We start from the raw sequence: 13,982 nt of genomic DNA, 5'->3' as shown, positions 1-13,982 counted from the left end.
CGCAGGGTGTTTGTCGCCTCGACTCGACGTGTTCGTCCGCGGCTCGGCAGGGGTGACCCGGGCCGCCCGCAGCGGGCCTCGATCGGTGGGGTTGGCGAGTTCCCACAAAATCTGTTGTCCGGAGGTGGCAGTTCCCACGTCTTCCTTACTCGCCGGTAGCGACGAAGGTTGGTTCAACGGGACCCTCGCCGCGGGAGAGTCCCTCCTGTCAGGGACGATCTTCCGGAGGCCTGCTCGGTGTTCAGCCGCATCGCCATCGTCAACCGGGGAGAGGCCGCCATGCGGCTGATCCACGCTGTTCGCGAGCTCAACGCCGAGACCGACGCTCCGCCGATCGAGACCGTCGCGCTCTACACCGAGGCGGAGCGCTCGGCCACCTTCGTCCGCGAGGCCGACCACAGTCACTGTCTCGGACCCGCGTCGGCGCGACCCTACCTGGACCACCGGGTCCTCGAACGGGCGCTGCACGACACCGACGCCGACGCTGCCTGGGTGGGCTGGGGCTTCGTGGCCGAGGATCCGGCCTTCGCCGAACTGTGCGAGAAGAACGGCGTCACCTTCATCGGCCCGAGCCCGGAGGCGATGCGCAAGCTCGGCGACAAGATCGGCGCGAAGCTGATCGCCGAGGAGGTCGGCGTCCCGGTGGCGCCGTGGAGCCGCGGCGCGGTGGAGAGCCTCGCCGCGGCTCAGCGCGCCGCCGCCGAGATCGGCTACCCGCTGATGCTGAAGGCGACCGCGGGCGGGGGTGGGCGGGGCATCCGGGTGGTGCGCAGCGACACCGAACTCGCCGAGGCGTACGAGCGCACCAGCCTGGAGGCGCAGCGCGCGTTCGGCAGCGGTGTGGTCTTCCTGGAGCGGCTGGTCACCGGCGCGCGGCACGTCGAGGTGCAGGTGATCGCCGACGGCCAGGGCACCGCGTGGGCGCTGGGCGTACGGGACTGCTCGGTGCAGCGACGCAACCAGAAGGTGATCGAGGAGTCCGCCTCGCCGGTGCTCTCCGCCGAGCAGACCCGCGAGCTGAAGGAGGCGGCCGAGCGGCTCGCGCTGGCCGTGGACTACCGCGGTGCGGGCACCGTGGAGTTCCTCTACCACCCGGGTGACCGGATGTTCGCCTTCCTGGAGGTCAACACCCGGTTGCAGGTGGAGCACCCGATCACCGAGGCCACCACCGACTTCGACCTGGTCAAGGCGCAGATCCAGGTGGCCGCCGGTGGTCGGCTCGGCGACCGGATCCCGGTCGAGGCGGGGCACGCCGTCGAGGCCCGACTCAACGCCGAGGACCCCGACCGGGACTTCGCGCCGTCGCCCGGCCGGATCGTGCGACTGGTGCTGCCCAGTGGTCCCGGCGTGCGGGTGGACACCGGGGTCAGCGAGGGTGACGTGATCCCCGCCGACTTCGACTCCATGATCGCTAAGATCATCGCGTACGGCCGCAGCCGTGACGAGGCGCTGAGCCGGCTGCGTCGCGCGGTCGCCGAGACCACGGTGATCATCGAGGGTGGTGCGAGCAACAAGAGCTTCCTGCTCGACCTGCTGGATCAGCGCGAGGTGATCGACGCCAGCGCCGACACCGGCTGGATCGACCGGGTCCGCGCTCAGGGCCGCCTGGTCTCCACCCGGCACTCCGGCGTCGCGCTGGCCGCCGCCGCCATCGAGGCGTACGAGGACGAGGCGCACGTCGAGCGGCAGCGGTTGCTCTCCACCGCGCACGGCGGCCGTCCCCAGGTCCAGCACGCCAGCGGTCGGCCGATCGACCTGAAGCTGCGCGGCGCGACGTACCGGGTCTCGGTCGCGCAGACCGGCCCGCACCGGTTCCGGGTCGGCGTCGGTGACACCTCCACGGTGGACGTCGAGCTGGAACGCTTCGACCAGCACAGTGGCCGGATCCTGGTCAACGGCCGGCGGTTCCGGCTGGTCACCGACACCCACGGACCCGTCCACCTGGTCGAGGTGGACGGCATCACGCACCGGGTCAGCCGGGACGAGGGCGGCGTACTGCGCTCCCTGTCACCCGCGCTGGTCGTCGCGACCCCGCTCGCGGTGGGCGACGAGGTCGAGGCCGGCGCGCCGGTGCTGGTCCTGGAGAGCATGAAGATGGAGACCGTGCTGCGCGCCCCGTTCGCGGCGAAGGTGCGCGAGTGCCTGGTCTCCGTCGGCAGTCAGGTGGAGACCGGCGCACCGCTGTTGCGCCTGGAACCGCTCGGTGACGGCGCCGCGAGCGAGGCCGCCGAGTCCACGGCCGTCGACCTGGAGCTGCCGCCCGAGCCCACCGGGCTCTCCGCCGGAGACCGCGTGGCACGGGGCATCGCCGAGCTGCGCAGCCTGCTGCTCGGCTACGACCTGGATCCGCGGGACGAACGCCGAGCCCTCGCCGGGTACCTGGCAGCCCGGGCCGAGCTGCCGCACCGGCCGCTGGAGGAGGAGGTCGAGCTGCTCCAGGTCTTCGCCGACCTGTCCGAGCTGAGTCGCAACCGTCCGGCCGGCGAGGAGACCAAGACCGACACCCGGGTGCACAGCCCGCGTGAGTACTTCCACAGCTACCTCCAGTGCCTCGACGTCGAGCGGGCGGCCCTGCCGGAGACGTTCCGCCAGCGCCTCGCCCGGGTGCTCGCCCACTACGGCGTCGAGGACTTCGAACGGACGCCGGAGCTGGAGGAGGCCGTCTTCCGGATCTTCCTGGCCCAGCAGCGGACCGCGGCCGATGTGAAGGTGATCGTCACCTTCCTGCAACGGTGGCTGACCGAGCCGCCGCCGGCCGCCAGCCTGCGGGAGTTGGTCGGTCAGGCGTTGGAACACCTGATCTTCGCCACCCAGCGCCGCTTCCCGGTGGTCGGCGACCTCGCCCGCAGCGTGGTGTTCCGTTGGGCGGCACAGCCGATGCTGCGCCGCAAGCGGGCGGAGGTGTACGCCGACGTTCGCGGCAACCTGCGTTATCTCGACCGTGCCCCCGGCGCGGCGGACCGGGCCGAGCGGATCGCGACGATGGTCGCCTCACCCGAGCCGCTGGTCCGGCTGCTCGCCCAGCGCATCGGCCGGCCGGGCGTCGACCACGGCCCGATGCTCGAGGTGCTCAGCCGCCGCTACTACGGCAGCCGTGGCGCGGACGGCGCCCGAGCCGTCGAGGTGGCCGGGCAGTCGTTCTTCACCGCAGGGTACGACCGGGACGGCGAGCGCTTCCGCCTGGTCGCCGCGGCCACGGATTTCGCCGGCCTGCCGGCGACCCTGACGAAGGTCGCCGAGCTGGTCGCAGCGGGTGGCGACGGTGCCGGCCCGGCGTCGCCGGTTCCCGGCCGGGATGCCGCGCCGTCAGTCGCCGACGTGTACCTGACCTGGGCCGAGCAACCCGATGTGGAGGCGATGGCCGCGACCCTGCGGGAGGTGCTCGACCAGGCCGGGCTGCTGGACCTGCTCCAGCGGGTGACGATCTCGGCGGCCGGGCGCAACGGCGCCGAGATGCACCACCACTTCACCTTCCGGCCGGAACTCGGTGAGGACCGGGTGATCCGGGGCCTGCACCCGCTGATCGCCCAGCGTCTGCAACTGCCCCGGCTACGCAACTTCGACCTGACCCGGCTGCCGTCGGCCGACGAGGAGGTGTACCTCTTCCACTGCGCCGCGCCGGACAATCCGGCCGACGAGCGGCTGGCCGCGATGGCTCAGGTACGCGACCTCACCCCGCTGCGCGACACCGACGGCCGGATCCTGGCGCTGCCCGCGGTCGAGGGCGCGCTCGACGCCTGCCTCGACGCGATCCGCAAGGTACAGGCGCAGCGCCCGGCGAAGAAGCGATTCGACACCAACCGGATCACCCTTTTCGTCTGGCCGCCCAACGACCTGAGCATCGAGGAGCTGAACACCGTCGCCCAGCGGGTGTTGCCGATCACGGCGGACGCCGGGTTGGAGGAGGTGCTGTTCCTCGGCCGCCAGCGGCACCAGGACACCGGCGAGCTGACCGACATCGCGGTGCAGATCTCCTACGACGAGGGCATGCGGATCTCCGTCACCGAGCCGACGGCGGAGCTGATCCAGCCGCTCGACGACTACCGGCAGAAGGTGCTGTCGGCTCGGCGGCGCGGCACGACCTACCCGTACGAGCTGACCGAGATGTTGGCCGGCCGCAACGGCGGTTTCGTCGAGTACGACCTGACGGACTCCGGCGAACTCGTCCCGGTACAGCGGCCGAAGGGACACAACCGGGCGGGCATCGTGGTTGGTGTGGCGAGCACGCCCACCGAGCGCTATCCGGAAGGTGTCACCCGGGTGGTGCTGCTCGGCGACCCGACCAGGGCGCTGGGCGCGCTGGCCGAGCCGGAGTGTGCCCGGGTGATCGCCGCGCTCGACCTGGCCGAGCGGATGCGCGTACCGGTCGACTGGTTCGCGCTCTCGGCCGGCGCGCGGATCTCGATGAGTTCGGGCACCGAGAACATGGACTGGGTGGCCGCCGCGCTCAGGCGGATCGTCGAGTTCACCCAGGCCGGTGGCGAGATCAACATCGTCGTCGCGGGAATCACCGTGGGCGCCCAGCCGTACTGGAACGCCGAGGCGACGATGCTCATGCACACCCGGGGCATCCTGGTGATGACGCCGGATTCGGCGATGGTGCTGACCGGCAAGCAGTCGCTGGACTTCTCCGGTGGGGTCTCCGCCGAGGACAACTTCGGCATCGGCGGCTACGACCGGGTGATGGGCCCCAACGGTCAGGCCCAGTACTGGGCGCCGAACCTGCGCGGTGCCCACCAGGTCCTGATGGCTTACCACGACCACGCCTACGTGGCGCCTGGCGAGAGCCGGCCACGTCGGGCCGTCACCACCGACCCGGTCGACCGCGACATCTCCGACTACCCGCACAGCGTGCCGGACAGCGATTTCACCACCGTCGGCGAGATCTTCTCCCGGGAGCGCAACCCCGACCGCAAGAAGGCGTTCGACATCCGTACGCTGATGCGGGCCCTGGCCGACCAGGACCATACGGTCCTGGAACGCTGGGCGGGCATGGCCGACGCCGAGACGGCGGTCGTGCAGGACGTGCACCTCGGCGGCATCCCGGTGTGCCTGCTTGGCATCGAATCCCGCTCGGTGCCCCGGCGCGGGTTCCCGCCCACCGACGGTCCGGACACCTACACCGCCGGCACGCTCTTCCCGCGCTCGTCGAAGAAGACGGCCCGAGCGATCAACGCGGCCAGCGGAAACCGGCCGCTGGTGGTGCTGGCCAACCTCTCCGGCTTCGACGGCTCGCCGGAGTCGATGCGACAGTTGCAGCTGGAGTACGGCGCGGAGATCGGCCGGGCGATCGTCAACTTCGATGGGCCGATCGTCTTCTGCGTGATCTCGCGGTACCACGGTGGCGCGTTCGTGGTCTTCTCCAAGGCGCTCAACCCGAACATGACGGTCCTCGCCGTGGAGGGTTCGTTCGCCTCCGTCATCGGCGGCGCGCCGGCCGCAGCGGTGGTGTTCGCCGCTGACGTCAACGTCCGTACCGCCAAGGATCACCGGGTGGCCGAGCTGGAGGCCCGCGTGGCGGCGGCGACCGGCGGTCAGCGGGCGGCACTGGTGACGCAGCTGATGGACGTGCGGGCGTCGGTGCGGGCGGAGAAGCTGGCCGAGGTGGCCGCCGAGTTCGACGGCGTGCACAGCATCCAGCGCGCGGTCGAGGTCGGCTCGGTGGACGCCATCATCCGGCCCGAGGAGTTGCGTCCGCAGCTCATCGCGGCCGTCGAGCGCGGCCTGGCGAAGGCGGCTCCGCCGTCCTGACCTGTCGGGCACGTCGGCGGCGGGACACGGTCCGGCCGTCGGCGTGCCACCATGGGGCGTGCCCGAGGACCGGAAGCCGCCGATCGCGTTCGAGACCACCTGCACCGTCGCGGCCCCGCCCGACGTGGTGTACACGCACCTGGCCGATCCGCGCAGCTACATCGGACTGTCGCCGCTGATCGTGGCGGTCGACGACGTGCGGCACGGTCACGACGCCGAGGGCCGCGCGACCGCCGAGTACGTCGCCGTCGAGCGGTTCCGGCTGGTCGGGCCGTTGCGGTGGGACAACCGCATCCGGGTACGCATGGTGTCGACGCCGCCGCACGGCCCGCTGGTCAGCCAGGTGCGCAGCCCGGGCTGGGTGTCCCTGCGGGCCGTGGTGGAGCTGACCCCGGTACCGGAGGGCACCCGGGTCGACGAACGGGTCACCGCCCACGCACCGGCGCCGTTGCGGCGGTTCGTGGCCGGCCAGGCCCGGCAGGTCGCGGCCCACCGGGCGGCCGAGCTGACCCGCCGCATGGCGACGTAGCCGCACCCGGCCCACTGCCGGCGCGCCCCCGACCCCGAGGGGTTCGGGGGCGGCTCCTCACCAGGCCCAGACCGTCGGTTCGGCGAACTGGAAACTGTCGGCGACGAGATGTGGCGTGGCAGCGGTGAGCAACGGCTGGCCCGCACTGTCGAGGATCCTCACCCCGGCGACTGCGCGACTGTCGACCTCGAAGGTACCGACGCCGTCGGTGAGCGGACCGTCGGTCACCGGAGACCCCCTCGCGTCGATCAGCTCGGCGCGCGTCGCCGACTCCGGCCCGGCCACCAGGACACCGGTGGTCTCGCCCTGCATCGCTACGGCGACAAGATCGGCGCTACCGACAGCTGTGCTGTCGACGGTCAGAACCGCCGGCTCCGGTCCGGCAAGCGCGACGGCGGCCGCCTTGAGCAGCGCGGCGGCCGACACCGGAGAGGCGATCGGGCCGAGACCCCGCACCTCCAGCGACAGGTGATCAGCACGAGCCGTGCGGCGCGCACTGAACGCCCCCACGCCCGGCTGCCCCAGAAGGCTCGCAAATCGGTCACGCGGCGCGGCGGAGGTCGACATGGCCGTACGGTAGCCAACCGGCCCGCGGCGCTCTACGTTGGTAGCCCGATCAGGGTGTGGACACGGGAAGCCGGTTGGGGTGGACGATGCTGGACATCGAGCGGTTCGACCTCGACGAAATCGCGTTCGCACTGTCGGACCAGAATCTCTACGACGAGCATCGGCACCTGATCAACCCGGAGACCGGCGAGATCGTCCTGTGGACTCGGGAGGGTGGCGTCGACGGCACGAACCCGATCGATCTCGACGATCTGGGTCTCCCCGCGATCCGACCTTACCGTCGTACATCTGGTACCAGGACATGGCCGACTTCACTGACCTCGTCAGCGACGACCGAGCAGCCCGCCGACTCGCCCGCGCGATCAACGGCCGCGGCGCGTTCCGCCGGTTCAGGGACGAGCTGAACGAGGAGAACCCACACCTCCTGCAGGCCTGGTAGGACTTTCGAGATACCCGAGCAGCCCGCCGGGCGGTCGAATGGCTACTCGACGAATCGCTGATCAGCCAGCAAACTGCAGAGCGCTTCTTCGCCGAGCATCCCGATCAACCAGTCCCCTGACTACGGCCCGGCACAGCGATGCGGAAGGTTCAGCCGCCTGCAAAGCCGGCATCGGCCGGCCACGCGCCGTGAACCATCGGATCCCCTGGCACGTCCGTCAGGCTGCTTCGGACAACTCCACAGCGCCGTTTGCCACCGACAGATGAAACGTCAACCCGGTGACGGCGGTCATCCGCGCCAACTCCTTCAGAGTGGGCGTCTTCTCGCCGCTCTCCAGCCGGGCGACGTTGGGCTGGTGGACCGCGAGCAGATCGGCCAACTGCTGCTGGGTCAGGCCGTGCTCGGCCCGGTAACGGACCAGAGTGATCGCCACCTGCCGGGCGAACACTCCCTCGTCCCACGCCTGGCGGAATGCCGGGTCCTGCCGCTGCTCGGCGATGACAGCATCCAGCGGCACCATGTCGGAAAGGTTCATCAGTGCCCCTCCTCATCCTGCTCGATCTTGTTGAGCCGATCCTCCGCGCTGCGGACGGCACGGACGAAATCGCGCGGCCTGACGGCCGCTTCCGGACCGATCGCCCCCACCACGAAGATCACGTCCCCCATCTGGCGGTAGAACGCCCGCCACGGACTTCGCCCGGCCCTCGGCCGCAACTCACGCAGCCGATCGGCATCCTTGATCGCACTGGAATGCGGAAACGGCAGCGTCGGCCCCAGTGCCTCCAGCTTCTGAAAGGCGTTGACGACCGCGACTCGCTCCGGAGTCGGCAACGCTGCCAGCTCCGCGACCGCCTCGGGGTGCACCACCACAGACCCCACCAGCCGACTATACCATAAATTGTATAACGCTATTCGCAAGCCTGGTCTCGAACACTCGGACCCGGGCGCCATCAACGCGAGCCGTGGCGCAATCCGCCGAGGTCGACTCGGCCGACGCCAGGAGTCGCCAGCGGGCTCGTTCCCCGACCGGCGCAGTCTCATCTCGGCCTCGAATGCCTCTTCGCGGTAGTCAAGTGTCGGAAAAAGCCAGATGCAGCAAGCCCTGCGCGGTGCGGGCCGTCCCGCGCATGCCGGCTCGGTGGTGGCGTAACTTTGACTCGCCTGCGCCATGGCAACTCTTGATCGGAGCCAACATGCGGGAGGTTCTGCGCCGCTCGGTACGGGCGATCCTGTGGGACGACCTTGACCGGCTTGTATTGATCAAGAGAACGAGGCCCGGCCAGAACCCTTACTGGACTGCGCCCGGTGGTGGCCTTGAACCTACTGATGCTTCCCTCGCTGCGGCTCTACGCCGGGAGCTGCGGGAGGAGTTGGGCGCGGAGGTAGAGCAGCGTAGTCAGGTGTTCTTGTTCAGCTCGCCGTCGGCCGATGGGGTGTCCGTACAGCACTTCATCTCCTGCCGGCTTACGCGGGTTGAAGAGAGCGCCCGCACAGGTCCGGAGTTCACCGACCCGAGCCGCGGTGGCTATGCCATGGACCGGGTGGGGGTCGACCGCCTTCCTGAGGTGGATCTGAAGCCTGAGGCCTTGAAGGATTTCATCCTCGCGAACACTGAGGCGTTGCTATCGGAGTTCAGCTGACGAGGGCAGATCCCTGGCAGTCCAAGAGTGGTTGAGGGAAGCCTTCCTGGTCGCTGGCGAGCGAGGCGGAGGAGCCCGGTATCCCGGGCTCCTCCGCCTCCTTCCGGAGCACTCAGGCCGGCTGGGGAATCAGCCGGGCGGCTTCGGTGATGAGGTCGGGAAGCTCGGCGGGTGTGCGCAGGGCCGCTATGCCCTCTACCGGTACCCACCGTGCGCCGCCAACCTCTTCGGCTTGGGCCGTCAGGTCGCCACCGGTTGCCTGGCAGACGTAGACGAAGTCGATATGTCGGTGGGGTCCGACCTTACGGTCTTCGATGTCCATCTCGATGATGGCGAACGGGCTCGGGATGCTTCGTACGGCGGGGTGCCGGAACGGCTGTGGGCCAAGGATGTCGGCGACGATCCCGGTCTCCTCGTGCACCTCGCGCAGTGCCGCTTCGGCGGGGTCCTCGTTGGGATCGACATGTCCGCCGGGGTACAGCCACAGGTCGATCTTGTTGTGGTGCACGAGCAGGACGTGGCCCTCGTCGTTGAAGACGATGGCTGAGCTGGTGAAATGACGGATCATGCTCGGGTCTCTCCCTGGGCGATCTGGGCTACGCGGTCGGCTATCCACGCTACGGTCGCGTCGGTCATTCCGGGGTGAACCGGCAACTGCACGGTGGCCGTGGCGAGGTGTTCGGCGTTGGGGCACTGGTTGGCGTAGGGCTGGAAGATGGGCTGGTGGTACAGCGGCCGGTAGCGCCACCTGATCGAGTCGGGTGGTAGTCCGGCGGCCTCGAACGCGGCGGCGACCTGCGGGATGCGGTCTTTGATGGTGAGGACGAGGTTGTAGTAGTTCGGCTTGTCCTGGACGCCGTACGGCAGTTCCCGCAGCAGACCGCCCGGCGGTAGCGCGGCGAGGATGCGTTGGGCGTTGCGACGACGTCGGTCGAGCTGGCCGTCGAGCAGCTTGAGCCGGCGCAGGCCGATGGCGGCCAGAGGGCCGGCGAGCTTGTAGTTGACGCCGTGGGTGGTGCCGCGCAGGTGGCCGAGGTGGGTGTACCAGTCGATGCGCTCACCGAGCTCCTCGTCGTCGGTCAAGACGAAGCCGCCCTCACCGGTGGATAGGAGCTTGCGGTCATGGGTGGAGAAGCAGCCGACTGCGCCGCGGGTGCCGGCGAACTGGTTGCCGACTCGGGTGCCGTGGGCTTGGCATGCGTCCTCGATGACCGGCACTCCCGCCTGGGCGAGAAGGTCTGCGCTGGCTCGCTCGTCGTTGGGGTAGCCCCAGAGCGGCAGCGTGATGGCGGCGCTGGTGCGTCCGGTGAGCTTGCGCTGGATATCGGCGGGTTCGAGGGCGAGGGATTCAGGCAGGGTGTCGACGGGGACGGGCGTGGCTCCGCAGGTGAGCACCGGCATGGCCGTCGGCAGGGGCGCGGTGGCCGGAACCAGGACCTCCGTGCCGGGCCGGACGCCAAGGACGATGAGCGCGGCGTGCAGCGCGGAGGTTCCCGAGTTGACAGCGATGGCGCGGCGGGCACCGAAGCGCTTGGCGAGCGCCTGTTCGTAGATGGCGAGAACGGGGGCGCCGCCGGAGAGGCGGCCGTCGTCGAGGGTGGCGCGGATTTCGTCGAGTTCGCCGCAGGGTGCCGGGGTGTACCGGTCGTCGACGGGGTTGAGGACGTCGTGGCTGCTACTCGTCATAGGTCAGCACCACCTTGATGGTCTCCTCGGGGCGCTGGGCGATCAGGTGGTACGCCGTGGCCGCCTCGCTGAAGGAGAAGCGGTGGGTTACCAGGCTGTCGACGTGCACCCGCCCGGTGATGACCAACTCTCGGGCGGTGGCGCTGAGTCGGGGCAGGTCCCAGGTGGGGTGGGCGCGTTGTGGGCAGCCGTTGACGGTCATGGAGGAGACCAGGGTGATGCGGTTGCGGTGGTACTCCTCGCCGAGCCGTAGGCCGTTCTGGTCGCCGTGGTAGGAGGCGACGGTCGCGACCCGGCCGCCGACCCGGACGCAGCGGATCGCCTCGTGCAGGCCGCGGTAGGAGCCGGAGGCTTCGATGGCGACGTCGGCGCCCTGCGGGCCGCAGAGCTTGCGGACCTGCACGGCGACGTCGTCAGCGGTGGCGGCGTGCACGGGTGTGATGCCGAGGGAGTGGGCGGTGTCAAGGCGCAGCGGGTAGCGGTCCACCCCGATGACCTTGGCGGCTCCGGCGAGCCGTGCGAGTTGGCCGGCGAGGAGGCCGACGGTGCCGAGCCCGACCACGACGACGGTGTCGCCGAGGCGCACCTCGGCGTCGTGGACGCCGCCGAGGGCGACGCGCGCCAGGATGAAGAAGACGGCGCGTTCGGGGTCGACACCGGCCGGCAAACGGCTGGCGACGGCAGCGTCTGCGGGAACGATGTGCGCGGTGCCGTGCGGTCGGTCGAGGGTGACATGATCGCCGATGTTGACTTTGCCGACAGCGGCCTCGCCGATGGCGGTGACCCGCGCGATGGTCTCGTAGCCGGGCGCTACCGGAAAATCCCTGCCGGCACCGTCGAGGAAGATGCGTCGCTGTGGGTCCCACGACCGGTGCAGCGCGGCGGCGTCTCCGGCTACCCAAGCCATCTCGGTGCCGTGGCTGATGCCGGAGACGACCGATTCGGCGTAGACGTCGTCGGGGCCGAGTGTGGGCAGATACTCGCGGACGATCTCGACCTGACCCGGTCCAGTGATCATGACTCTGCTGCAAGGAGGCGCGTGGGCAGTGCGTGGCTGAGCGACGTCGGTCTCGGTCATGACCTCTCCAGGGCTGGTAGGCGGGCGAGGAGCGCGTCGACGTCTTCGTCGTTGAAGGCGTCGAATGCATTGGTGTCGAGCCGGATGATTCGGCTGGCGTAGTCATGAAGCGGTGTGTCGAAGGCTCGGGCGATGTGTTCGAGGTAGGCGGTGGACAGCGCGGCTTCCATGGGTCTGCCGCGTTGCGCGATCCGGCGGGCCAGGACCGGCGCTGGCGCGGTCAGGGCGATGAGAAGGTCGGGTCGTGCGGCGGCGTCGCTCCAGGTCGCGCAGGTTTTCCTTACTCGACTGGCGTCTTCGGGCGGCAGAGTGGTGTGGGCGAAAACGACCTGCTGCGCCATGGACCAGTCCGCCACGACGGATGTGCCCTGGATGAGCAGGTCGCGGATCTCGCGAAGCTGCGCGACGCGGAGCGCCAGGAAGGTCAACTCCACCTGGAGAGTCAGGGCCACGGGACGGGTCTTTCCCGAGGCGTACAGCTTCGGGAGATAGGGGTTGTCGGCGAACGGGTCGCGCATCAGATGCGCTCCGAGGCGCTCGGCGATTCGGTGTGCGAGGGTCGTCTTGCCGGCGCCTGTCGGCCCGGCGAGTCCGATGAACATCAGCGCCTGCCCGTTGGCCGGAGCGCCCTTTGTCCGGTCGGTTCTGGCCTTGGCTGTTCCGTCATGACGGCGTGTCCTTTCATGCCAACTCCGGCGAGGAAGCTGGCGAGGAAAGGGCTCGCCGACGACCCTTCCGCCGGGAGGTGGTCCTCGGGGTCGGGGCGCCAGTGAGACACCGGGACAAGCGCGGCGCCGCCTGGGCGCGATGCTGCGCCGGGTTGGGGCGCGACCATGGCGAAGTCACCGAACAGCGCTTGGACATCGGCGAGGTGGCGGAGTTGCAGTGGGGTGGGGGTGCGCTGGTAGAGCCGCTGCACCTCCTCAGTCTGGTTGGTCGCTGCGCCGGAGGTCGCGTGGGAGATGACGAGGGCGCTGCCGGGACTCGCGGCGGCGCGAAAGGGTTCCACGATGGCGTTGACATCGCCGGGGATGAAGTGCAGGACGGAGACGAACAGGATGGCCACCGGGCGGGCGAGGTCGATCAGCCGCTGGGTGGCGGGGTTGTTGAAAATGAAGTCCGGGAAGCAGATGTCTGCCTGTATGACGTCCACTCGCGGATCGACTCCGAGCAGCGCTCTGGCGTGCGCCACGGCTACCGGCTCGACATCGACGTAGAGCACCCGCGCGTCGGCGTTGACCGAGTGAGCGATGTCGTGGACGTTGCCGACGGTCGGTATGCCCGAGCCGAGATCGATGAACTGCCGTATGCCCTGCTGCAGCGCGTATCGGACGGAACGGCGCAGAAACGCTCGGTTGGCCCGGGCAGCGTCCGCCACGTGGGGCGCGACGGCGAGGACGGCGTCGGCTGCTTGACGGTCGGCGGCGAAGTTGTGGCTGCCGCCAAGGAAGTAGTCGTACATTCGCGCGGCGTTCGGGCGGCTCAGATCAAGCTCGGAGGGTGCCCAGCTCATCGCCTCAGTTCCCATGGTCGTTCCCCTGGTGCCGGTTCGGGCGCTCGTGGTCGCCCTCGGTGGTGGTCGCTGCGCGATGCTTGTGGCGGTGTCCTGGGTGCTCATCGGTACACCGACACGGCGGTCTCGCCGATGAGGTCTTCGACGGCGCAGACGATCCTTTCGGTGGCGGGTGTGTGATGTCCGGCGCGGGCGAGCATCTGACGGAGCCGCTCGCGCAGGTCGGTGTCGAAGCCGTCGAGGTACAGCTCGGATTCGAGCCGTAGGGCCCGTAGGAGACCGGCGAGGGCGTCGGTCTGCGGGTCGGGGTCGTCGTAGCCGAGGACGCCATAGCGCAGGCGCCCGCGGACGCGGTGGATGACCGCGGGGTCTGTCGGCGGGTACGCGGTGACCCGGCCGAGCATGCGGCGTCTGGTGACCTGCTCGACCATGCCTCCGGCGATGAGCCCGGCGGTGACCTTGTCGTAGGCGTGCTCGCCGAGCAGCCGCACGGCCTCACGGACCGACAGCGCACGGTGGTGGCGGGCCAGGAACGTCAGCGCCCAGTCGGCGACCGGGTCGCCGGTGGGTTGCCGGTGCACGGCGATGGCGGCGTCGCCGACGACGCGGACCCGCTCGATCGGCGCTACCAGGTTGGCGAGGATGGCCCCAGCCAGCGCGAGCGACAGGGATGGCAGGTGAGCCAGCGGAGCGCCGCAGTCGTTGTGGGTCAGCACGAACAGCTCGACGCGCAACGGGAGGCGGACCGGCGGGGTGTCGAATGCGGCGTGGCTCATGGC

13 protein-coding genes are annotated in these 13,982 nt (G+C 69.9%); 4 read left to right on the top strand and 9 right to left on the bottom strand.

Annotated features, from left to right (window positions below):
- The first annotated feature begins 237 nt into the window (after positions 1–237).
- Complete coding sequence (locus AC2CHE_RS05815) at positions 238–5,751, top strand: ATP-binding protein (protein WP_484503848.1); 5,514 nt, start codon at positions 238–240, stop codon at positions 5,749–5,751.
- Between the two features lie 58 nt (positions 5,752–5,809).
- Positions 5,810–6,280 carry an SRPBCC family protein gene (locus AC2CHE_RS05810; protein ID WP_484503847.1) on the top strand — a complete coding sequence of 157 codons (471 nt, stop codon included), beginning with the start codon at positions 5,810–5,812 and terminating at the stop codon, positions 6,278–6,280.
- Between the two features lie 57 nt (positions 6,281–6,337).
- Here AC2CHE_RS05810 and AC2CHE_RS05805 read toward each other — a convergent pair whose 3' ends face one another.
- Complete coding sequence (locus AC2CHE_RS05805) at positions 6,338–6,847, bottom strand: hypothetical protein (RefSeq protein WP_484503846.1); 510 nt, start codon at positions 6,845–6,847, stop codon at positions 6,338–6,340.
- A gap of 86 nt (positions 6,848–6,933) precedes the next feature.
- On the opposite strand from AC2CHE_RS05805, the gene AC2CHE_RS05800 reads away from it, so the two are divergent.
- Positions 6,934–7,251 (top strand): hypothetical protein, encoded by a 318-nt coding sequence (locus tag AC2CHE_RS05800; protein WP_484503845.1) that lies wholly within the window; start codon positions 6,934–6,936, stop codon positions 7,249–7,251.
- 252 nt (positions 7,252–7,503) lie between these two features.
- On the opposite strand, the gene AC2CHE_RS05795 is transcribed toward AC2CHE_RS05800, so the two are convergent.
- Together AC2CHE_RS05795 and AC2CHE_RS05790 are read right to left on the bottom strand one after the other, a co-directional pair.
- Positions 7,504–7,821 carry a helix-turn-helix transcriptional regulator gene (locus tag AC2CHE_RS05795; RefSeq protein WP_484503844.1) on the bottom strand — a complete coding sequence of 106 codons (318 nt, stop codon included), beginning with the start codon at positions 7,819–7,821 and terminating at the stop codon, positions 7,504–7,506.
- Positions 7,821–8,156, bottom strand: coding sequence for a type II toxin-antitoxin system RelE/ParE family toxin (locus AC2CHE_RS05790; protein ID WP_484503843.1), 336 nt, complete (start codon positions 8,154–8,156; stop codon positions 7,821–7,823). Before AC2CHE_RS05790 ends, AC2CHE_RS05795 begins: the two co-directional genes overlap by 1 nt.
- A gap of 323 nt (positions 8,157–8,479) precedes the next feature.
- Between AC2CHE_RS05790 and AC2CHE_RS05785 the strand changes: the two genes are divergently transcribed.
- On the top strand, positions 8,480–8,926 hold the full coding sequence (locus AC2CHE_RS05785) for an NUDIX domain-containing protein (protein WP_216931388.1): 447 nt from the start codon (positions 8,480–8,482) through the stop codon (positions 8,924–8,926).
- A gap of 112 nt (positions 8,927–9,038) precedes the next feature.
- Here the strand turns inward: AC2CHE_RS05785 and AC2CHE_RS05780 are convergent, their stop codons facing one another.
- The 6 genes from AC2CHE_RS05780 to AC2CHE_RS05755 form a co-directional block, all read right to left on the bottom strand.
- A complete protein-coding gene (locus tag AC2CHE_RS05780) occupies positions 9,039–9,494 on the bottom strand; it encodes an NUDIX hydrolase (RefSeq protein ID WP_216931389.1) in 456 nt (151 codons plus the stop codon).
- A complete protein-coding gene (locus AC2CHE_RS05775) occupies positions 9,491–10,612 on the bottom strand; it encodes a DegT/DnrJ/EryC1/StrS family aminotransferase (RefSeq protein ID WP_484503842.1) in 1,122 nt (373 codons plus the stop codon). Before AC2CHE_RS05775 ends, AC2CHE_RS05780 begins: the two co-directional genes overlap by 4 nt.
- Positions 10,602–11,630, bottom strand: a complete 1,029-nt coding sequence (locus tag AC2CHE_RS05770) for a zinc-dependent alcohol dehydrogenase (protein ID WP_484503841.1) — start codon at positions 11,628–11,630, stop codon at positions 10,602–10,604. Before AC2CHE_RS05770 ends, AC2CHE_RS05775 begins: the two co-directional genes overlap by 11 nt.
- A gap of 56 nt (positions 11,631–11,686) precedes the next feature.
- Positions 11,687–12,292, bottom strand: a complete 606-nt coding sequence (locus tag AC2CHE_RS05765; RefSeq protein WP_484503840.1) for a deoxynucleoside kinase — start codon at positions 12,290–12,292, stop codon at positions 11,687–11,689.
- Positions 12,292–13,203 (bottom strand): SAM-dependent methyltransferase, encoded by a 912-nt coding sequence (locus AC2CHE_RS05760; RefSeq protein ID WP_484503874.1) that lies wholly within the window; start codon positions 13,201–13,203, stop codon positions 12,292–12,294. Before AC2CHE_RS05760 ends, AC2CHE_RS05765 begins: the two co-directional genes overlap by 1 nt.
- 101 nt (positions 13,204–13,304) lie before the next feature.
- The gene (locus AC2CHE_RS05755; protein ID WP_484503839.1) at positions 13,305–13,979 is read right to left on the bottom strand and encodes a GOLPH3/VPS74 family protein; all 675 of its coding nucleotides are present in this window, start codon (positions 13,977–13,979) and stop codon (positions 13,305–13,307) included.
- Between the last annotated feature and the right edge of the window lie 3 nt (positions 13,980–13,982).

The organism is Micromonospora sp. ATLC16, from assembly GCF_057196645.1.
The sequence above is the reverse complement of the archived record's forward strand: the minus strand, read 5'-3'. Positions and strand labels throughout refer to the sequence as shown.